Annotated in this window: 20 protein-coding genes and 1 tRNA gene; 16 read left to right on the top strand and 5 right to left on the bottom strand. The window is 73.8% G+C overall.

Annotated features, from left to right (window positions below):
* The first annotated feature begins 31 nt into the window (after positions 1-31).
* Positions 32-946 (top strand): ABC transporter substrate-binding protein, encoded by a 915-nt coding sequence (locus BUE45_RS27695; RefSeq protein WP_073383806.1) that lies wholly within the window; start codon positions 32-34, stop codon positions 944-946.
* 268 nt (positions 947-1,214) lie between these two features.
* On the opposite strand, the gene BUE45_RS27690 is transcribed toward BUE45_RS27695, so the two are convergent.
* Positions 1,215-1,673, bottom strand: coding sequence for a flavin reductase family protein (locus tag BUE45_RS27690; protein ID WP_073383833.1), 459 nt, complete (start codon positions 1,671-1,673; stop codon positions 1,215-1,217).
* Positions 1,674-1,885: 212 nt separating this feature from the next.
* Positions 1,886-3,607, bottom strand: a complete 1,722-nt coding sequence (gene sppA / locus BUE45_RS27685; protein WP_073383804.1) for a signal peptide peptidase SppA — start codon at positions 3,605-3,607, stop codon at positions 1,886-1,888.
* Positions 3,608-3,783: 176 nt separating this feature from the next.
* On the opposite strand from sppA, the gene BUE45_RS27680 reads away from it, so the two are divergent.
* The 4 genes from BUE45_RS27680 (at position 3,784) to BUE45_RS27665 (ending at position 8,838) form a co-directional block, all read left to right on the top strand.
* Complete coding sequence (locus tag BUE45_RS27680; protein WP_073383803.1) at positions 3,784-4,458, top strand: hypothetical protein; 675 nt, start codon at positions 3,784-3,786, stop codon at positions 4,456-4,458.
* A gap of 124 nt (positions 4,459-4,582) precedes the next feature.
* The gene (locus BUE45_RS27675; RefSeq protein ID WP_073383801.1) at positions 4,583-5,890 is read left to right on the top strand and encodes a M16 family metallopeptidase; all 1,308 of its coding nucleotides are present in this window, start codon (positions 4,583-4,585) and stop codon (positions 5,888-5,890) included.
* Positions 5,891-5,925: 35 nt separating this feature from the next.
* Positions 5,926-7,272, top strand: a complete 1,347-nt coding sequence (locus BUE45_RS27670) for a M16 family metallopeptidase (protein WP_073383800.1) — start codon at positions 5,926-5,928, stop codon at positions 7,270-7,272.
* 258 nt (positions 7,273-7,530) lie between these two features.
* Positions 7,531-8,838, top strand: coding sequence for a serine/threonine-protein kinase (locus tag BUE45_RS27665; RefSeq protein ID WP_084737984.1), 1,308 nt, complete (start codon positions 7,531-7,533; stop codon positions 8,836-8,838).
* A gap of 85 nt (positions 8,839-8,923) precedes the next feature.
* Here BUE45_RS27665 and BUE45_RS27660 read toward each other — a convergent pair.
* Both BUE45_RS27660 and bcp read right to left on the bottom strand, forming a co-directional pair.
* A tRNA-Leu gene (locus tag BUE45_RS27660) sits at positions 8,924-8,998 on the bottom strand.
* A gap of 90 nt (positions 8,999-9,088) precedes the next feature.
* Entirely contained in the window at positions 9,089-9,571 is a 483-nt protein-coding gene (bcp, locus tag BUE45_RS27655; protein WP_073383797.1) for a thioredoxin-dependent thiol peroxidase, read from the bottom strand.
* Positions 9,572-9,776: 205 nt separating this feature from the next.
* Between bcp and BUE45_RS27650 the strand changes: the two genes are divergently transcribed.
* Entirely contained in the window at positions 9,777-10,898 is a 1,122-nt protein-coding gene (locus BUE45_RS27650) for a CDP-alcohol phosphatidyltransferase family protein (protein ID WP_073383796.1), read from the top strand.
* Between the two features lie 17 nt (positions 10,899-10,915).
* Entirely contained in the window at positions 10,916-11,314 is a 399-nt protein-coding gene (locus BUE45_RS27645; protein ID WP_073383794.1) for a DUF3618 domain-containing protein, read from the top strand.
* A 99-nt stretch (positions 11,315-11,413) separates the two neighbouring features.
* On the opposite strand, the gene BUE45_RS27640 is transcribed toward BUE45_RS27645, so the two are convergent.
* Entirely contained in the window at positions 11,414-12,652 is a 1,239-nt protein-coding gene (locus tag BUE45_RS27640) for an amino acid deaminase/aldolase (protein ID WP_073383793.1), read from the bottom strand.
* A gap of 219 nt (positions 12,653-12,871) precedes the next feature.
* Between BUE45_RS27640 and purU the strand changes: the two genes are divergently transcribed.
* From purU to BUE45_RS27595, 9 genes are all read left to right on the top strand, one after another.
* On the top strand, positions 12,872-13,756 hold the full coding sequence (gene purU / locus BUE45_RS27635) for a formyltetrahydrofolate deformylase (protein ID WP_073383791.1): 885 nt from the start codon (positions 12,872-12,874) through the stop codon (positions 13,754-13,756).
* Between the two features lie 279 nt (positions 13,757-14,035).
* Complete coding sequence (locus BUE45_RS27630) at positions 14,036-14,236, top strand: CsbD family protein (protein WP_073383790.1); 201 nt, start codon at positions 14,036-14,038, stop codon at positions 14,234-14,236.
* Positions 14,237-14,297: 61 nt separating this feature from the next.
* Positions 14,298-14,822 (top strand): Asp23/Gls24 family envelope stress response protein, encoded by a 525-nt coding sequence (locus BUE45_RS27625; protein ID WP_073383788.1) that lies wholly within the window; start codon positions 14,298-14,300, stop codon positions 14,820-14,822.
* A gap of 2 nt (positions 14,823-14,824) precedes the next feature.
* Complete coding sequence (locus BUE45_RS27620; protein ID WP_073383832.1) at positions 14,825-15,145, top strand: hypothetical protein; 321 nt, start codon at positions 14,825-14,827, stop codon at positions 15,143-15,145.
* Entirely contained in the window at positions 15,145-15,345 is a 201-nt protein-coding gene (locus BUE45_RS27615) for a hypothetical protein (RefSeq protein ID WP_143173505.1), read from the top strand. The genes BUE45_RS27620 and BUE45_RS27615 overlap by 1 nt, the downstream gene beginning before the upstream one ends.
* Before the next feature lie 11 nt (positions 15,346-15,356).
* A complete protein-coding gene (locus BUE45_RS27610; protein ID WP_073383785.1) occupies positions 15,357-15,728 on the top strand; it encodes an Asp23/Gls24 family envelope stress response protein in 372 nt (123 codons plus the stop codon).
* Between the two features lie 85 nt (positions 15,729-15,813).
* Complete coding sequence (locus tag BUE45_RS27605) at positions 15,814-16,419, top strand: DUF6286 domain-containing protein (RefSeq protein ID WP_073383784.1); 606 nt, start codon at positions 15,814-15,816, stop codon at positions 16,417-16,419.
* A gap of 2 nt (positions 16,420-16,421) precedes the next feature.
* Complete coding sequence (gene amaP / locus BUE45_RS27600; protein ID WP_073383782.1) at positions 16,422-17,012, top strand: alkaline shock response membrane anchor protein AmaP; 591 nt, start codon at positions 16,422-16,424, stop codon at positions 17,010-17,012.
* A gap of 104 nt (positions 17,013-17,116) precedes the next feature.
* Entirely contained in the window at positions 17,117-17,518 is a 402-nt protein-coding gene (locus BUE45_RS27595; protein WP_073383781.1) for a VOC family protein, read from the top strand.
* Positions 17,519-17,585: the final 67 nt, after the last annotated feature.

Genomic DNA, 17,585 nt, shown 5'->3' with positions numbered 1-17,585 from the left:
GCGGCGGGCCGAGAGAGAGAAGGTTTGCGAGATGAAGACACGGATCGCCCTCGCCGGGCTCCCCCTGGTGCTGCTGCTGAGCGCCTGCGGCGCCAGCGACCCCTTCGAGGAGGAGAACGGCGGGGGAGGAGGCGGAGAGGGAGGCGGCTCCGGGGCCATCGTGGTGGGCTCGGCCGACTTCCCCGAGAGCGCGCTGCTCGCCGAGATCTACGGCCGCGCCCTGGCGGCCGAGGGGTTCGAGGTGGAGTACCAGCTCAACATCGGCAGCCGGGAGGTGTACTACTCCCAGGTCGAGTCCGGGCGGCTGTCGGTGTTCCCGGAGTACAACGGCGGCATCCTGGCCTACCTCGACAACCAGGCCCCGGTGGGCACGGTGGAGGAGACCAACGCGGCCATCGCCGAGGCGCTGCCCGAGGGCCTGGAGATCCTGGAGTCGTCCGAGGCGGAGAACAAGGACTCCATCACGGTCACCCCTGAGACCGCCGAGGAGTACGACCTGGCGGGCATCGCCGACCTGGCCGAGGCGGCGGGCGACCTGGCGCTGGGCGCGCCGCCGGAGTTCGAGACCCGCCCGCAGGGCGTCCCGGGCCTGGCGGACACCTACGGCGTGGAGTTCGGCGAGTTCCGCGCCCTGGACCCGGCGCTGATCCCGCAGGCGCTCCAGGACGGGGACGTGCAGGCCGCCAACCTGTTCACCACCGACCCGCAGATCGCGGCGCAGGGCTTCGTGGTCCTGGAGGACCCCGAGAACCTGTTCGGCGCCCAGAACGTCACCCCGCTCATCAACTCCGAGCAGGTGGACGAGGGTGCCCGGGCCGCGCTGAACGCGGTGTCGGCGGCGCTGACCACCGAGGAGCTGACCGCCCTCAACGAGCGCATCATCATCGACAACGAGGAGGCGGCCGACGTCGCCCAGGAGTGGCTCCAGGAGCAGGGCCTGGCCTGAGCACCCTCCGGGCGGGCGGTCACACCGCCCGGCCGGAGGAGCGGTCGTCGCACCGCCGGCTCCCACCGGCCGGGCGCGCCCTCCGGCCGGATCGTCGCGAGCCCGGCCCCGGCTTCGAAAGCGGGGGCCGGGCGTTCGTCACCGGGTGCCGGGCGGCGGTCGCGCACCGACCGTCGCGGCCGTACCCCGGCGCCCCTGCTCCGTGTCCGGCTCCCTCCGCGGTGGCCGCGGCGCGGGCCGGGGCCGTCCGGTACCGGCCCGCGCTCGGTCAGTCGACCGGGCGGTACCGCCCGGCCCGGCGGACCAGGGCCGGGCCGCCGCCCCGTACCCCGGGCAGGCCGACCACGTCGGCGAAGAACACGGTGTGGTCGCCCACCTCCACCCGGTGGCGCACCCGGCACTCGAACGCGGCCAGCGCCTCGTCCAGCACGATCGCCCCGGTGCGCTCCCCGCGGTGGTGGGCCTGCCCGGACACCAGCAGCCGGGCGCTGGGCCGCCCCTCGGCGGAGAACCGGCCCGCCAGCACCGTCTGGCCGCCGCCGAGCACGCTGACCGCGAACGCGCCGGCCTCCCCGATCACCTCGGCCATGTACCCGTCGGAGTCCACGCTGACCGAGACCACCGGCGGGTCGGCCGACACCGAGCCGAAGGCGCTCACCGTCGCCCCGACGTCGTCCCTGCCGTCGGCCACGGTCACCACCGTGACCCCGGCCGGCAGCAGCCCCATCGCGTTCAGGTACGGACCGGTCGCCACCGTGTCGCCCACCGCCTCATCCCCCGCTTCCCTCGTCGAAGACCGTCGCCCGATCATGCCCCACCCGGGCCCGCCCGCCGCCGCGGGCCTTCCCGCCGGCGCCGCGGGCGCGACGGACCGCGCCCGGCCCGCCGCCGCGGGCACGCCCCCGCGGGACGGGGTGCCCGCGCCGGTCCGGGCTCCGGCTAGCGGAGGCGGCCGAGGTCGGGCATGGTGAGCGCGCCCGCCTCCGGCAGGCCCAGGGCCGCGGCGACGCCCCGCAGCGAACCCCAGGCGTCCAGGGCGCTCTGCGGCTGGGCGGCGGCCGGGTCCTCGCTCGACTCGTGCGGGCGCAGCCGGTCCAGCGGGTGCCGGTGCGGGAACGGGCGCAGCGGCAGGGCACGGCCGCCCGCCAGCTCCCGGGCGCGGCGCACGGCCGTCTCCAGTCCGCCCAGGGCGTCGACCAGGCCGCGCTCGTGCGCGTCCCGGCCGGTCCACACCCGGCCCCGGGCCACCTCGTGCACCTCGTCGCGGGTCATCCCGCGCGCGGTCGCCACCTTGCCGGTGAAGTCCTCGTACACCTGGTCCAGCAGGGCGTTGACCCGCTCCCACTCCGACTCGCTGAAGGGCCGGTCGGTGTCGAACATCCCCGCGTGGTCGCCCACGGCCACCGCGTCGCTGGTGATCCCGTACCGCTCCAGCAGCGGCCCCAGCACCGGCTTGCCGACGATGACGCCGATGGACCCGGTCAGGGTGCCCGGCTGCGCCACGATCGCGTCCGCGCCCAGTGTCACGTAGTAGCCGCCCGACCCGGCGACGTCCCCCATGGTCGCCACCACGGGGATGCCCGCCTCGCGGGTCAGCTGCGACTCGCGGCGGATGGCGTCGGAGGCCGTGGGCGACCCGCCCCGGCTGTCCACCCGGAAGACCACCGCCTTGACGTGCGGGTCCCGGCGGGCGGCCCGGAACGCGGCCGCGACGGTGTCCGACCCCATGACCGTGCCGCCGCCCAGCGGGGAGCGGCGGGTGCGCCCCAGGCTGATGGTGCCGGTGGCCGTGATCAGCGCGATGTGGTCGGCGCCCCCGGCCACCCGCGGGCGCGGCGCCGGGGTGTGGCGGCGGTGGTAGCGGGTGACGAAGCTCAGCCGCGGCTCGGGGCCGTCCTCACCGGCGACCCGGGACAGCAGGCCGGCGTAGATCTCGTCGCGGTAGGCCAGGCGGTCCACCAGGCCCTCGTCGACCGCCTCGGCGCCCACGAAGGGCCCGCGCGAGACGAGGGAGCGCACCGCGTCGACGGTCAGGGAGCGGGCCCGGGCCACGCCCTCGGCCAGCTGGTCGCCGAGCGAGGCGGCGATCCGCCCGACGGCCTCGCGGTGGGCGTCGGTGAACCCGGTCTCGGTCACCCCGTTGAGCGCGTTCTTGTACTCGTGCCGCCGGCCGACCTCGTAGCCCAGGCCCAGCTTGTCCAGGGCGCCCTTGACGAAGGTGCTGCGGAGCTGGAGGCCGGTCAGCCCCAGCACGCCGGTGGGCGCCATGGCGATCTCGGAGAACGCGCAGGCCAGGTAGTAGGGGAGGTTGCCGTCGCCCGCCTCCCCGAAGGAGTCCGCCCAGGCCACGGCGGGCTTGCCCGCGGCGCGGAAGTCGGCGACGCACGCGCGCAGCTCCTGCACCTTGGCGAACCCCAGGGAGCGGGTGTCGACCCGGACCAGCAGCGCCGCCACCCCCGGGTCGCGGGCGCCGCGGCGGATCCCCTCCACCACGTCCAGGTACTGCTGGCGGCGCCGGTTGACGAGCTGGCCGATCGGGTCTCCGGGGGCCTCGTCGGCGACCCCCTCGGTCAGGTCCAGTTCCAGTACCAGGGGCCCGTCCCGGCGGGGCCCGAACCGGTCGAGGGACAAGGGTTGCGTGATCTTCGCGAGGTCCACCATGGCCCCAGGGTAGTCGGCGGGGGCCCGCGGGGCGGGGCGTCCGCGGCGGCCTGTGGACAACGGGGGGAAAGGGCGACTCGTACCCGTGCGGCCCGGGTTGTCGGGGCTTTCGCAACATGCCCTAAGGTCGACTGTGTTCTGACCGGCGGAACGCACGGCGTGAGAGGGACGAGGCGATGGCGGGCATCCACGGGCGAGGGGTTCGGACGCGCGGGGCGCGCGCCGCGGGGGCTGCGGCCGCCCTGCTGCTGCTCACGGCCTGTTCCGGGGGCTCCGGCGACGGGGGCGGTGAGGAGGCCGGCCTGGAGATGGGCGCCAGCGGTGTCATGCCCGCCGTCGAGCCGCCCGGCCCCGAGGGGTTCACCACGCAGACCGTCGAGGGCATCACGATCGACGTCCCCGAGGGCTGGGGGGTGCAGAACGAGGGCGGCACCATGTGCGCGAGCCCGCCCGGGCAGGACGCCTGCTCCTACGGGTCGATCCAGCTCACCCCGCGGGCCGCGCAGGGCAACCCCGACGACTGGCCCAAGAAGGGCGACGCCCACACCAAGGACGACGGCTGGGCCCACGACACGGGCAGCTGCCGCAGCCTCAACACCGCGGCCTCCGGCGGCATCGGCGTCTCGGGGGCGGAGCTGAAGGTCTCCGACTTCACCACGCACGCCAACGAACTCAAGTCCCACCACTCCGTGTGGCAGGTGACGTGCGCCAACGACGACACCTTCGAGGTGCGCATGTGGTTCCTGCCCATCAGCGACGTGCTGCTCTACGTGTGGTCGGCCGACTCCCAGTACAGCTCGGTCTACGACCAGGTCGCGGCGTCGATGAACACGGACGGCTACAGCGGCTGAACCCGGCCGGGTACGCCCGTTCGGGTGTCCACGGGGTGTCCGGAGGCCGTAGGGTCGTAGTCGTCGCCGCTTCGACGCGGCGACGGTGTGTTCAGGCGACGCGTGATTCGGGGTGCATGCACTGGTGACCGGCATCGGAGCTGCGGGACAGTTGGTTCAGTACAGGCTGGAGAACGGGATGCGCCTGGTGACCGCGCCCGCCTCCACCGGTCAGGTGGCCGCCGTGAACCTGTGGTACGGGGTCGGGTCCCGTCACGAGGTGCCCGGCCGCACCGGCTTCGCCCACCTCTTCGAGCACCTGATGTTCCAGGGCAGCGGCAACGTCACCAAGGGCGAGCACTTCGAGGAGGTCGAGCGGCTGGGCGGCGACATCAACGCCTCCACCTCGACCGACCGCACCAACTACTACGAGACGGTCCCCGCCCACGCCCTGGACCGCGTCCTGTGGCTGGAGGCCGACCGGCTGGCGACCCTGCGCGACGGGATGACCCAGGAGGTGCTGGACAACCAGCGCGACGTGGTCAAGAACGAGCGCCGCCAGCGCTACGACAACCAGCCCTACGGGACCGCGCTGGAGCGCATCCTGCGCCTGGCCTTCCCCGAGGGCCACCCCTACCACCACCCCACGATCGGCTCCATGGCCGACCTGGACGCGGCGGACCTGGACTACGTCAAGTCGTTCCACAAGGCCCACTACGGCCCGGACAACTGCGTCATCACCGTGGTCAGCGAGCTGGACCCGGAGGACGTGCGGGCCCGGGTGGAGAAGTACTTCGGCGCCGTCCCGGCCCGCGAGGAAATCCCGCAGGCACCCGACCCCGTGCTGCGCGCCCCGCTGGGCGGCCCGCTGCGCGACGAGGTCGTGGAGGGCGTCCCGGCCGCCGGCGTGTTCCTGTGCTACCGGGTGCCCGCCTACGGCGAGCGCGGGTTCGACGTCGCCCACCTGCTCTCGGCCGTGCTCGGCCAGGGACAGGGCAGCCGCCTGTACCGGTCCCTGGTCGTGGACCGCCCCATCGCCGCGGACGACGGCGGCGCCGCCGCCGACGTGCTGCCGTTCCGCTACACCGACAGCCTGCTGCTCGTGAACATGCTCGCCCGCGAGAACGTGGACGGCGACACCCTGGAGGCCGAGATCCTCGCCGAGGTCGCCAAGGCCGCGCAGGGGGTCACCGAGGAGGAGCTGGACCGGGCGCGCGCCGTCCTGGAGCGGGACCACCTGCAGTCCATCTCCGGTCCCGCGGGGCTGGCCGACTCCATCAGCTCCTGCACCCAGCTGTTCGACGACCCGGAGCTGGCGCTGACCTGGCCGACCCGGTGGCAGGACATCACGGCCGAGGAGGTGCGGGCCGCCGCCGAGCGGCTGCTCGTCGACGAGAACCTGCTCGTCGTCCGGTTCGACCCCGAGCCCGCGGCCGACGCCGCCGACGCCTGAGTCCCGCCGAGCCACCACAGAAAGAGTCGCTGAGCATGTCGCAGAACCGCCCGGACCTCGGTACTCCGGCGTCCTACACCTTTCCCCGGCCTGAGCGGACCACCGTCGGCGGCGGCACGGTCGTCGCCGTCCACGTGCCCGGCCAGTACCTGGTCTCCGTGCGCCTGGTGCACCCCTACGGCGGCGCGGTCGAGCCGCTCGACGCCATGGGCGTGGGCGCGCTGACCAGCGAGGTGCTGGAGGACGGCCCCGACGGCAACAGCTCCCTGGCCCCCGCCCTGGAGCGGCACGGGGCCGAGTGGGTGTCCCGGATCAACTGGGACGGCTTCATCACCGGTGTGGACGTGCCGGTGGGCCGCCTGGGCGAGGCCGTCCGGCTCTTCGCCGACGCGGTGCGCCGCCCCGCGCTGGACCACGACGACATCGTCCGCCGCCGCGACCAGCTGCTGGAGCGCTTCTGGCTGGAGGCCGCCACCTCCAGCACCCTGGCCATGCGCAGCCTCGGCGCGCAGCTGTTCACCGGCCGCTACGCCACCCCGCTGGCCGGGGGCCCGGTCAGGCTGGCCGACATCGCCCCCGAGACCGTCGCGTCCTACCACGCGGACACCCTGGCCTCCACGGCGGGCACCCTCGTGGTGGTCGGCGACCTGAGCGGGGTCGACCCGGTCGAGCTGGGCAAGACCGTGTTCGGGGACACCGTGCCCGCGCCCGCGCGGGTGATCGACACCCCCGCCCCGCCGCCGGGGGAGCTGCCCCGCGTCCTCATCGTCGACCGGCCCGGCTCGGTGCAGTCGGCCCTGGTCATCGCCCACCGGGCGCCCTCGCGCTCGCAGGTGGACCTGCCCCGCGCCGAGGGCGTGGGCGAGGTCCTGGGCGGCATGTTCACCTCCCGGCTCAACATGGAGCTGCGCGAGCGCTTGGGCTACACCTACGGGGCCGGCGCGCGGTTCGACCTGCGCCGCGACAGCGGGGTGTTCTTCATGTCCGCGCAGGTCGAGGCGGACACCACCGCCCACTCCATCACCTCCTCCCTGGAGCAGGTGGCCCGGCTGCGCGAGGGCGGGGTCACGGCGGAGGAGCTGTCCGCGGTCCGCGACTCCAACACGGTCGGCCTGCCGGTCGCCTACTCCACCGCCCGTTCCATGGCCGGGGCCCTGGTGGACATGGTCGTCCACGACCTGCCCGACGACCACGTGGACACGGTGCGGGCCGGGTACGAGCGGCTCACCAAGGAGGACCTGGACTCGGCCGCGGTCGAGTACCTGCACCCGGAGGAGGCCGTGGTGGTCGTCGTCGGCGACGCCGGGCGCCTGCTCTCCCCGCTCACCGACACCGGGGTCGGCCCGGTCGAGGTGCGCACCCCCGACGAGCTCTGGGCGTGAAACCCCGGGCCGGCGAGAACCGACGCGCCCGCGGGCGCGTCCCATCCGGACGTGGGCCCCTCCTGAGGAATCGGGTAAAGGACGGGGCCCGGGATGCATGTGTTCGCTTTCCCCGGACATAACGAAAGCGAACCTATGTGCCGGTGTTATGGCAACGCCCGGCAGGGCCCCGACGTCCTGCTGGTATAACGAGTGATCCGTGCACCTACGTGGTGACAGCGACCGCAATGCTCCGCAGGAGGCCACCATGGCCGGTGAATGGACCCGTGGATAACCGTGTCCTCCCTAGACAATCCCCACACACAGCGCCCCGGGTCGGCGCCCGACTCCGCGAGCCCGGAGGAGGCGCCGGTGGCCGCCGCGCCTGAGGGGCGCCTGCTGAAGGGGCGCTACCAGCTGGTCTCGGAGGTCGCCCGGGGAGGCGTGGGCACCGTCTGGCGCGCCGTCGACCTGGTGATCGACCGCGAGGTCGCCGTCAAGGAACTCCGCCTCCCGGAGTCCCTGAGCCGGTCCGAGCGCGAGTCGCTGCTGCTGCGCACCACCCGCGAGGCCCGCGTGGCGGGGCGGCTGAGCCACCCCAGCCTCATCACGGTGCTCGACGTGGTCGACGAGGACGGCCGCCCGTGGATCGTCATGGAGTTGCTGGAGGCCTCCACCCTGGAGGAGATCATCGACGTGGGCGGCCCGCTGCCCTACCAGCGGGTGGCCGAGATCGGGCTCCAGCTCATCGACGCCCTGAAGGTCGCGCACAACGAGGGCATCGTGCACCGCGACGTCAAGCCGGGCAACGTGATGATCACCCGCAGCGGACGCGTGGTGCTGACCGACTTCGGCCTGGCGGCGTGGAACGGCGAGTCGGCCCTGAGCGAGTCCGGGCGCATCGTGGGCTCCCCGGCGTACCTGTCGCCGGAGCGGGCCAAGGCGGGCCCGGTCGGGCCGGAGTCGGACCTGTGGTCGCTGGGCGCCACCCTGTACTCCGCGGTCGAGGGGCACACGCCCTACGACCGCAAGGGCTACATCAAGATCCTGCGCCAGGAGCCGCTGGAGGAGCCCGCCGCGGCGAGCCAGGCGGGTCCGCTGGCGCCGGCGCTGGCCGGGCTGCTCAAGGTGGAGCCGGGCGAGCGGCTGACCGCGGACAACGCCGCGAAGATGCTGCGCATCGCCGCCCTCGCGCCGTGGAGCGGCGAGGAGGACGAGGGTGCGGAGCGGCTCGCCGGTGCCACCGCGGAGCCGGCGGCCGCCGCCGGGCCGCAGGCCGCCGCGGAGTCCGGGGACGGGGCGGAGGAGGGCGCCGCGGTCCCCGAGCCGCGCGAGTCGGCCCGCGAGCACTTCAAGGCGGGCGGCCGGATGCTGGCGGAGAACATCAGCGACCGGCTGCGCAACAGCCCGGAGGCGATGAGCGCCTTCGTGGCCTCGCTGCGCGAGTCCACCGACACCCTGGGCCTGACCAATCCGGGGCGGCACGCGGGGAAGGCCGGTACGGGCGCGCCCGCGCGGGTCGCCGCGGTGGCGGTGGGGGTACTGCTGCTGCTGGCCGTCGTCCTGTGGGCCCTGCTGGGCCGCTGAGGCGCCCGGACGGACCCGGCCCCGTGCGGGGCTCTCCGGCGGGCGCGGTGCGGCGCCGCCCGCGGGGCCCGCAGCTGTTCGAGTGTGGGGCCGGCGGGACTCGAACCCGCACTGTACAGCACCTAAAGCTGGCGTCTCCTGCCAATTGGACTACGGCCCCCCGGGCGTTCCCGTGGGGACAACTGTACCGGGGCCGGGGCGGGTCCCGGCCGCCGGGCCGCGGGGGGCGGCCCGGGAGCCGGGGGCGGGGTCACACGCCCAGCTCCCTCTTGACGCGGTCGACGTGGCCGGTGGCCTTCACGTTGTAGAAGGCCTTGGCGACCTTGCCGTCGGCACCGACGATCACGGTCGAGCGGATGACGCCCTGGACGAGGCGGCCGTAGTTCTTCTTCTCGCCGAAGGCGCCGTAGGCCCGGAGGGTGTCCTTGCCGGGGTCGCCGACGAGGGTGAAGGTCAGGCCCTCCTTGTCGCGGAACTTCGCCAGCTTGTCCGTGGTGTCGGGGGACACACCGATGACGGTGAAGCCCGCGGCGTCGAAGTCGCGGAGGTTGTCGCGGAAGTCGCAGGCCTCGGTGGTGCAGCCGGGGGTCATCGCGGCCGGGTAGAAGTAGAGTACGACGCTCTTGCCGGTCCGGTTCAGGACCTCGCTGAGCGTCACGGGGGCGCCGTCGGCGTCCTCCAGGGTGAAGTCGGGCGCCTTGTCGCCGGTCTCCAGCCGGATGGGGTCGCTCACGTGGGTTCCTCTCTGCCACAGGGCGCCGGGGTCGGCCCCGGTCGTTCTCGCCGTCCACACTAACGACCCGGTGGCGGCGGGGGCGGGCGCGTCCCGTGGTTCGGTTGCGATTCCGGTTCGGTTCGTACGCTTTGGGATCGGGCGGCGGTTCGATCACCTATTGTTGACGCACTTCACGATTGGTCGGTTGGGAGTCTCGGCACCGATGCCTGCATTCACGCTCGACGAGGTCAGGGACCGTACGCTCAAGGAGCGCGATTCCTGGTGGACGGTGTACCTCGTGGACCCCGTCGCGGTCCGCCTGGTGCGCCCGGTCGCCAACCGCACGTCGGTGACGCCCAACCAGCTGACGGTGCTGGCGCTGTTCCTGGGCCTGGGGGCGGCGGTGTGCTTCGCCCTGGGCTACCGGCACTTCCTGCTGCTCGGCGCGCTCCTGTACTACCTGTCGTTCCTGGTGGACTGCATGGACGGCAAGCTGGCCCGGCTGACGGGCACCGAGACGGTGTTCGGCGCCTGGGTGGACTACGTGACGGACCGCTTCCGCGTCCTGGTGTGCGTGGTGGCGCTGATGGGCGGCCAGTACGTGGTGGCCGAGGAGGCCGACCCGGGCGCGGACCCGGTGTGGTTCGTGTGGCTGGCCCTGGCCGTGGTGTTCCTGGACATGCTGCGCTACCTCAACGCCCTCCAGGTGTACAAGGTGCGCAGGGAGATGCGCTCGCACCTGGCGGCCGCGCTGGAGCGGGCGCGGGCGACCCTGTCCATGCTGGGCCCGGACGAGGACGACACCTCCGCGGCGACCGGCGCGGGCGGGCGCACCATGAGCGACGGCGGCGAGCAGGCGGTGCTGCGGCACGGGATCTCCGTGCTGGAGGGCATCCTGCGCACCCAGACCGAGCGGGAGAACCGCCACCGCCGCGCGGCGGGCAAGCAGCCCGACCTGACGCTGCCCAAGGTGGACCTGCACCAGGAGTTCCGCTCGCGCTTCCCCTGGTACCAGCGGTTCTGGGCGGCGCTGAGCGCGCGGCGGGTGCGCACCCACCTGGTCGGCGGCATCGAGTTCCAGATGGCGGTGTTCGTCGTGGCCCCGGTCGTGGCCGCGCTGGCGGGCGCGCCGTCCGCCATCGGTTGGATCACCGCGGTTGCGGGTGTTTTGCTCCTCGCCTTCGAGATCGCCATCATCTATAAACTGTGGTTGTCCACGCGGGACTTCTTCCGCGTGGTCGACGGAATCGACGGCGCGCTGAGATTCTCCGGTCCGTCCGACGGCGCGGAGGACGAGGGCCGGGACACCGGCTCGGACACGGGGTCTCACCCGACTCTGCGTTAACGAGAGAGGCACCCCAGATGGCGGCAGGCGATACCGAACCGCGCCGGACCCCGGCCGAGATCGAGGCGGAGATCAACCGCGAGCAGCGGCGACTCGCCGAGACGCTCGACGAACTGGTGGTCTCGGCCAAGCCCGCGAACATCGCGCGGCGCCAGGTCGACAGGGTCAAGGAGACGGGCGGCCGGCTTCTGGACGAGGCCCGCGCCCTGGTCGTCGGCGGCGGCGCCGTGCGGGTGGAGAGCCACCTGGTCGAGCCGGAGGAGGGGAGCATCCTCCTCAAGGGCGACGACGAGGTCGTCACCACCTACCAGTCGCGCGGGCAGCTCCCCCCGGAGGCCGTGATCCTGGCGGTGGGCGTCGGCGCGGTCGTCGTGGTCGGCGTGGTCGCCCTGATCGCGCGGCGCCGGCGCAAGTAGTCCCCGGCGCGGCACCGGTCCCTCACCCGGCACCGGTCCGCGCGGCGGTCCCGGGGGCCCGCGTCCGACACGGACGCGGGCCCCCGGTGCGTCCGGCCGCTACAGGAAGGCGCGGCCCTCGCCGCGGTAGGTGGGCACGGCGCGCACGTACGCGCCCGTGTCGGAGTCGATGAGGTGCAGGGTGTCGAACCGCTCGCACAGCTCGCCCGCCTTGGTGTGGCGCATCCACACGCGGTCGCCGATCTCCAGGGTGTCGGCGGCGGCCCCCAGCAGGGGGGTCTGGACCTCGCCCGCGCCCTCGTTGGCGCTGTAGGACAGCCCGGCGGGCAGGTGGGGAACGGGCAGGCGCAGGGCGTCGGCGGGCCCGGAGGCGAGGTAGCCGCCGCCCAGGACGGTGACCGCGCCGCGGGCGGGGCGGCGCACGACGGGCAGCGCGAACAGGGCGGCCGGGCGGCCCCGGAAGGACCGGTAGTGGTCGAACAGGTGCGGGTGGTACAGGCCGGACCCGGCGCCCAGCTCGGTGACGGCCCGCTCCCTGCCGGTGGTGTGCAGGCTGCCGGTGCCGCCGCCGTTGACGAACCGGAGCGGTGCGACCTCGCGGACGGCGCCCACGATGGCGGCCCGGCGCCTGGCCAGTTCCACGGCGGACCTGCGCTGGACGGCGCGCAGCACGCGGCCGTAGAGGGGGCGGCCGGGCGGGGCGTCGCCCAGGCCCGCGATCTGGGCCTCGTAGGCCATGATCCCGTCGAGGCGCAGCTCGGGGCGGCGCAGGACGGCGCGGGCCAGGGCGGTCGCCTGGGCGGGGGTGCGCACGGGGGAGCGCAGGCTGCCGATGCGGACCCGCGGGCCGAGCGGCTGCCAGCTGGTGTCGATGTCCAGGCAGACGCGGACGGGGGGAGCGTCGCCGGGGCGGGTGCCGGCGCGCTCGGCGGCGGCCACCGCCCGGGAGACCAGGTCCAGGTGGGCGGTGTCGTCGACCATGAGGGTGACGGCGCCCAGGGCCGCGGTGTCGGCCGCCAGGGCTTCCAGGGCGTCGGTGTCGGCGGTGGGGTAGGCGACCAGGATGTCGCGGCCGACGGGTCCGCCGGGGTCGCCCTGGGCGAGCCAGAGCGCCTCGGGCAGGGTGAAGGCCATGACGCCCTCGTATCCGGGGTCCTCCAGCACGGTCCCCAGCAGTGCGCGGCAGCGCACCGACTTGCTGGCGACCCGGATGGGCCTGCCGTGCGCGCGGCGGGTGAGGTCGGCCGCGTTGGCGCGGAAGGCGGCCAGGTCGACCACGGCGAAGGGGGCCTGGAGTTCGCGCGTCGCGGCCTCGTACTTCTCACGCAGGCTTGTCATGCCTCCGAGGATGCCAGAACATGAATCCTTTTCATATTCATCGAGCGTAAATCGGACGATCCTCCGGAAACGCCCGCGGGGCCGGGCGGCGGGCCCGACGCCCGGCCCCGCGGCGGGTGTGAACCGCGCCCCGTCCCGGCCGCGCGCCCCCGCGGTCGCCGCACCGCGGATATCCTGGTACGTCACGGCCGGTCCGACCCCAGAAACGGTTCTGTTCCCATGAGCGAGCGCGAGTACATCCTGACCCTGTCGTGCCCCGACAGCCGCGGCATCGTCGCCGCGGTGGCCAACCTGCTGTCCGACCACGGTTGCAACATCACCGAGAGCCAGCAGTACGGCGACCACTACACCGGCCGCTTCTTCCTGCGCATGCAGTTCGTGGCGGAGGAGGGCGGGCGGGGCGCCGTCGGCGAGGACGTGCTGCGCGGTGCCTTCGCGGCGCTGGCCGGTGACTTCGGCGGCGCGGGCGCCGCCTCCGTGGAGTGGGCGCTCAGCCCCCGCGACGTGCGCCCCCGCATGATCGTGATGGTGTCCAAGTTCGGGCACTGCCTCAACGACCTGCTCTACCGCCACCGCAGCGGATTGCTGGACGTCGACATCGCCGCGGTCGTCTCCAACCACCCCGACCTGGAGTTCCTGGCCGACTCCTACGGAGTGGACTTCCACCACCTGCCGGTGACCCCGCAGACCAAGGGCGAGCAGGAGGCGCGGCTGCTGGAGCTGGTCGGCTCCTACGACGTCGACCTGGTGGTGCTGGCCCGCTACATGCAGGTGCTGTCCGAGAAGCTGTGCACCAAGATGTCGGGCCGGATCATCAACATCCACCACTCGTTCCTGCCGAGCTTCAAGGGCGCCCGGCCCTACCACCAGGCGCACGCCCGCGGCGTCAAGCTCATCGGCGCCACCGCCCACTACGTCACCGCCGACCTGGACGAGGGGCCGATCATCGAGCAGGAGGCGGCGCGGGTCGACCACACCCACAGCCCCGAGAAGCTGACCGAGATCGGCCGCGACCTGGAGTCGCTGGCGCTGGCCCGCGCCGTCAACCGGCACGCCCAGCGGCGGATCATCCTCAACGGGGACAAGACCGTCGTCTTCGGGTGATCCACCCGAAGCCGTTTTCGGACGTTCCAGGGGCGCCTTCGGGCGCCCCTTCGTTTTCCGGGGCGGGGCAGGGTTCCCGAGCGGTTTTTGGGGCAGGGTTGGGGATGGCGTTACCTCTTCTGTGCTGCAAAACGTTACTCCAAGTGTCTTGTTGGCTACGCAGAGTGTGTATATGGTGTGATCTAGTTCGAAACTCGTTCGGTCCCTCGGGGGCCGTGGAACACGGGTTTCGGTCCGAGCCCCGGGACGCACGTCCCGGGCGAGGGGGCGTGGACACACATGGACAAGCACTTCGACGACCTGGGCGGCAAGGCCAAGGAGGCCTACGGCAAGGCCGCCGGCGACCGGTCCACGGAGGCCGAGGGCAAGGTCGACCAGGCCAAGGCGAGCGCCAAGGACACCGCCGACAAGGCCAAGGACAAGGCCGAAGAGGCCGTCGAGAACATCGGCGAGAAGATCAAGAACGTCTTCAAGCGCTGACACCGCCGTTCACACGACCGGAGCCCGCGAGGGCTCGTCTGCACACTGCGTAGGGGGACCAGTGTCGGATACCAGGACCGAGGCCGCGGTGCCGGGCGCCCGCGAGGCGGACCGCCGCGGCGGAGCCCAGAGCACCGGAGCCCAGAGCGCCAGCACCCGCGGCGACGGCGACCAGGGCGCCACCGGGGGCGGCAGCACCCACATCGCCGACGGGGTCGTCGCCAAGATCGCGGGCATGGCCGCCCGTGAGATCGGCGGCGTGCACACCATGGGCGGCGGGGCCGCACGCGCCATGGGCGCCGTGAAGGACGCCGTCACCGGCGGCGGCGACAGGGGATCGGTGGCGCGCGGCGTCTCCGTGGAGGTCGGGGAGCGGCAGGCCGCCGTCGACATCGACCTCGTCGTCGAGTACGGCACCGCCATCCAAGACCTCGCCGCGGCCGTGCGCCGCAACGTCGCCGGTGCCATCGAGAAGATGACCGGCCTGGAGGTCACCGAGATCAACGTCCGGGTGGACGACATCCACCTGCCGGACGAGGACGACGGCGACGACGGCGACGCGGACGCCGCACCCCGGGTCCGGTGACGGTGGACGGCGTCGACGAGCCGGGGGACATCGCCCGGCGGGTGGCCGGGGCGGCACTGCGCTCCCGGGACGTGGCCGACCTGTCCGCGGGGGCGTTCGGGACACTGTCCACCCCCGTTCCGGGCGGCCGGGTCCGGGGGGTGGCGGTGCGGGCGGACTCCGTCGAGGTCGGCGTCGTGGTCCACTTCGGGCGACCGCTGCCCGAGATCGCGGGCGGGCTCCGCAGGGAGCTCGCCCCGCTCGCCGGCGGCCGCGCCGTCCACATCTCCGTGGAGGACGTGGTCGCCGGGGCGGCGGGCACCGGAACAGGACCGCGATCGTGATGAGCGCTGGACAGAAGGGGGAGGCCATGTGGCCCATAGTCGGACTGTCCTACGGGACGGTGCTGGGGTTGGCGGGTGCGTTCGGCGGCTTCACGGCCTTCGCGCTCGTGCTGGTCCTCGGCCTGGTCGGATTCGTCGCGGGCCGGGCCATGGAGGGCGACATCGACCTGAGCGAGATGTTCTCGCGGCGTTCGGCCTGACGGGCGCGGCCGTGACCGGAACACGTACCCACGACGTCCCCCGGCAGCGGGAGAGCACCTCCGCTCCGGGGGAACGGACCGGACCCGGGCACCCGCGCGATCCCGGCGGGCGCACGGACATCGACAGCGGGGTCATCGAGAAGACCGCCGTCCGCGCCGCGGGCGAGGTCGCCGGCGCGCGGGTGCCGGGCCGGGGCCGGGCGGCACGCGCCCGGATCAGCGGGGAGGTCGTCCTGCTGAGTCTGCGGATCTGCGTGGACTACCCCGAGCCCGTGCGGCGGATCGCCGGGCTCGTCCGCTCCCGGGTCCGGGAGCGGGTGGAGCACACCACCGGCAAGCAGGTCCACCACATCGACATCGAGATCGCCGAAACGGTGCGCTGAACGCACCGTTCCACCGCTCCGCGACGGCGGGCCGGGGAGGTCCGCCTCCCCGGCCCGGTCGGGGGCCGCCGTGCTAGGAGTTGTGATGACCACCGTGGAAGAGGTGCTCGGCCGTCCCGACCAGGGGGTCGACCGGGAGGCCAGGAGAGTGGCCGTCCACACGTTCCGCCCGCGCCGGTCATGGCCCGCGGTGATCACCGGGTTCGTGATCCTCATCGTCGCGGTCGTCGCCGCGGCCGAGGTCATCGCCGCGCTGGCGGGCAGTCCGCTGGGGCTGTTCCCCGTGGGCTCCGCCGCGGAGTACGCCCAGGCCACCACCTGGTCGCAGCCGTCCGTGCAGATCGCCTCGGCGCTGCTGGCCCTGATCGGGCTCGTCCTGATCGCGGCCGCGCTGGCGCCCGGGCGCGGGCACTGGACCGCGCTGCGCACCGACGACCCGGCGCTGGTCGTGGGCATGACCCGCAGCGCCCTGCGCCGCGCGGTGGCCGCCGCGGCCCAGGACGTCGACGGCGTCGACCACGTCGGTGTGCACGTGCGGGGCAGCCGCATCAGGGTGCAGGTGCGCACCGGGATGCGCGAGGCGCCGGAGCTGCCGTCGGAGGTGACCGCCGCCGTGGAGCGGCGGCTGGAGGAGTTGGCGCCGCTGCGCAGTCTGCGGATCGCCACCCACGTCCGTTACGCGGAGGGGTGACCATGGCAAGGAACAGGGCCCGCAGGTCGGCGCGGGGCAACCGGCAGGGACTGCTGCTGGTGGGGATCCTCCTGCTGGCGGCGGGAGCCGCGGCGTTCGCGGCCGGGCGGGGGCTGTTCGGCCCGCGCGTGGCGGGGGGCGCCCTGATGAACGGTGCCGTCCGCGACCTCCTGGCGGCGCCCTGGGTACCGTACGCGGTGGTCGCCCTGGCGTTCGTCGCCGCGTTCCTGGCGCTGCGCTGGCTGCTGGCCCAGGGGCTCAACGACACCGTGGGGCGCCTGGTGCTGGAGCGCGGGCCCGAGGGCCGGGTCGAGATGTCCGAGAACGCCGCGCGCGGCGCCCTGGAGCAGGAGGTCTCCGACTACCCGGGCGTGCGCCGGGCGCGGGCCCGGCTCACGGAGTCCGCCGAGGAGCCGCACCTGCGGCTGGCGCTGACGCTGGAGGACGACGCCGACGTCGCCGGGGTGTGGCGGCGGGTGCGCTCGGAGGCCCTGGCCAACCTGCGCCGCTCGCTGGAGCTGGAGAGCGTGCCCGCCGTGGTGCGCATGTCCATGACCGCCCCGGCCAAGAACCCCCGCCGCAGCCTCGCCTGACGGACACGGGAGCGCCCCGCCCTCCGAGGGGCGGGGCGCTCCCGCGTCCGCCACGCCGGGCGGGTCGGGGTCCGAAGGTCGTAGCCGGTTGTTACCTTCGCCACATGACCAAACAGCTGATCGTGAACCTGCCCGTGGCCTCCATCGAGGCCTCCCGAGCGTTCTTCGGCGGACTGGGCTTCGAGTTCGACCCGGACTTCTCCGACGAGAACGGCACCTCGATGCTCGTCAACGAGAACGCGTTCGTCCTGCTGCTGGCCCGCCCCTTCTTCGAGGGCTTCTCGCCCCGGGGGGTGGCCGACCCCGCCCAGGGCGCGGAGGCGATCGTGAGCGTGGGCGTGGAGTCCCGCGAGGAGGTCGACCGGCTGGTGGACGGGGCGCTGGCCGCGGGCGCCCGGGCCCATGACAAGGGGTCGGTCGACGACGGCTTCATGTATTCGCGCAGCTTCGCCGACCTCGACGACCACCTCTGGGAGGTCATCCACATGAGCGCGCCCCCGGCCTGATGCGGACGGGGCGCCCGGCACCGCACCGGGCGCCCGGGGAGACCGCTGACATCTCCAGGGCGCTGGT

Source organism: Nocardiopsis flavescens, from assembly GCF_900141985.1.
Taxonomy (GTDB): Bacteria; Actinomycetota; Actinomycetes; order Streptosporangiales; family Streptosporangiaceae; genus Nocardiopsis; species Nocardiopsis flavescens.
This window is presented reverse-complemented; position numbering and strand designations above follow the sequence as displayed.

Excerpts from the sequence above, each read along its gene's own strand:
- BUE45_RS27670 (WP_073383800.1), top strand. The coding sequence starts at position 5,926 with ATGTCGCAGAACCGCCCGGACCTCGGTACTCCGGCGTCCTACACCTTT.
- BUE45_RS27595 (WP_073383781.1), top strand. The coding sequence starts at position 17,117 with ATGACCAAACAGCTGATCGTGAACCTGCCCGTGGCCTCCATCGAGGCC.
- BUE45_RS27665 (WP_084737984.1), top strand. The coding sequence starts at position 7,531 with ATGGACCCGTGGATAACCGTGTCCTCCCTAGACAATCCCCACACACAG.
- BUE45_RS27630 (WP_073383790.1), top strand. The coding sequence starts at position 14,036 with ATGGACAAGCACTTCGACGACCTGGGCGGCAAGGCCAAGGAGGCCTAC.
- BUE45_RS27615 (WP_143173505.1), top strand. The coding sequence starts at position 15,145 with ATGAGCGCTGGACAGAAGGGGGAGGCCATGTGGCCCATAGTCGGACTG.
- BUE45_RS27680 (WP_073383803.1), top strand. The coding sequence starts at position 3,784 with ATGGCGGGCATCCACGGGCGAGGGGTTCGGACGCGCGGGGCGCGCGCC.
- BUE45_RS27690 (WP_073383833.1), bottom strand. The coding sequence starts at position 1,673 with ATGGGGCTGCTGCCGGCCGGGGTCACGGTGGTGACCGTGGCCGACGGC.
- BUE45_RS27650 (WP_073383796.1), top strand. The coding sequence starts at position 9,777 with ATGCCTGCATTCACGCTCGACGAGGTCAGGGACCGTACGCTCAAGGAG.
- BUE45_RS27695 (WP_073383806.1), top strand. The coding sequence starts at position 32 with ATGAAGACACGGATCGCCCTCGCCGGGCTCCCCCTGGTGCTGCTGCTG.
- purU (WP_073383791.1), top strand. The coding sequence starts at position 12,872 with ATGAGCGAGCGCGAGTACATCCTGACCCTGTCGTGCCCCGACAGCCGC.
- sppA (WP_073383804.1), bottom strand. The coding sequence starts at position 3,607 with ATGGTGGACCTCGCGAAGATCACGCAACCCTTGTCCCTCGACCGGTTC.
- BUE45_RS27645 (WP_073383794.1), top strand. The coding sequence starts at position 10,916 with ATGGCGGCAGGCGATACCGAACCGCGCCGGACCCCGGCCGAGATCGAG.
- BUE45_RS27640 (WP_073383793.1), bottom strand. The coding sequence starts at position 12,652 with ATGACAAGCCTGCGTGAGAAGTACGAGGCCGCGACGCGCGAACTCCAG.
- BUE45_RS27605 (WP_073383784.1), top strand. The coding sequence starts at position 15,814 with ATGACCACCGTGGAAGAGGTGCTCGGCCGTCCCGACCAGGGGGTCGAC.
- amaP (WP_073383782.1), top strand. The coding sequence starts at position 16,422 with ATGGCAAGGAACAGGGCCCGCAGGTCGGCGCGGGGCAACCGGCAGGGA.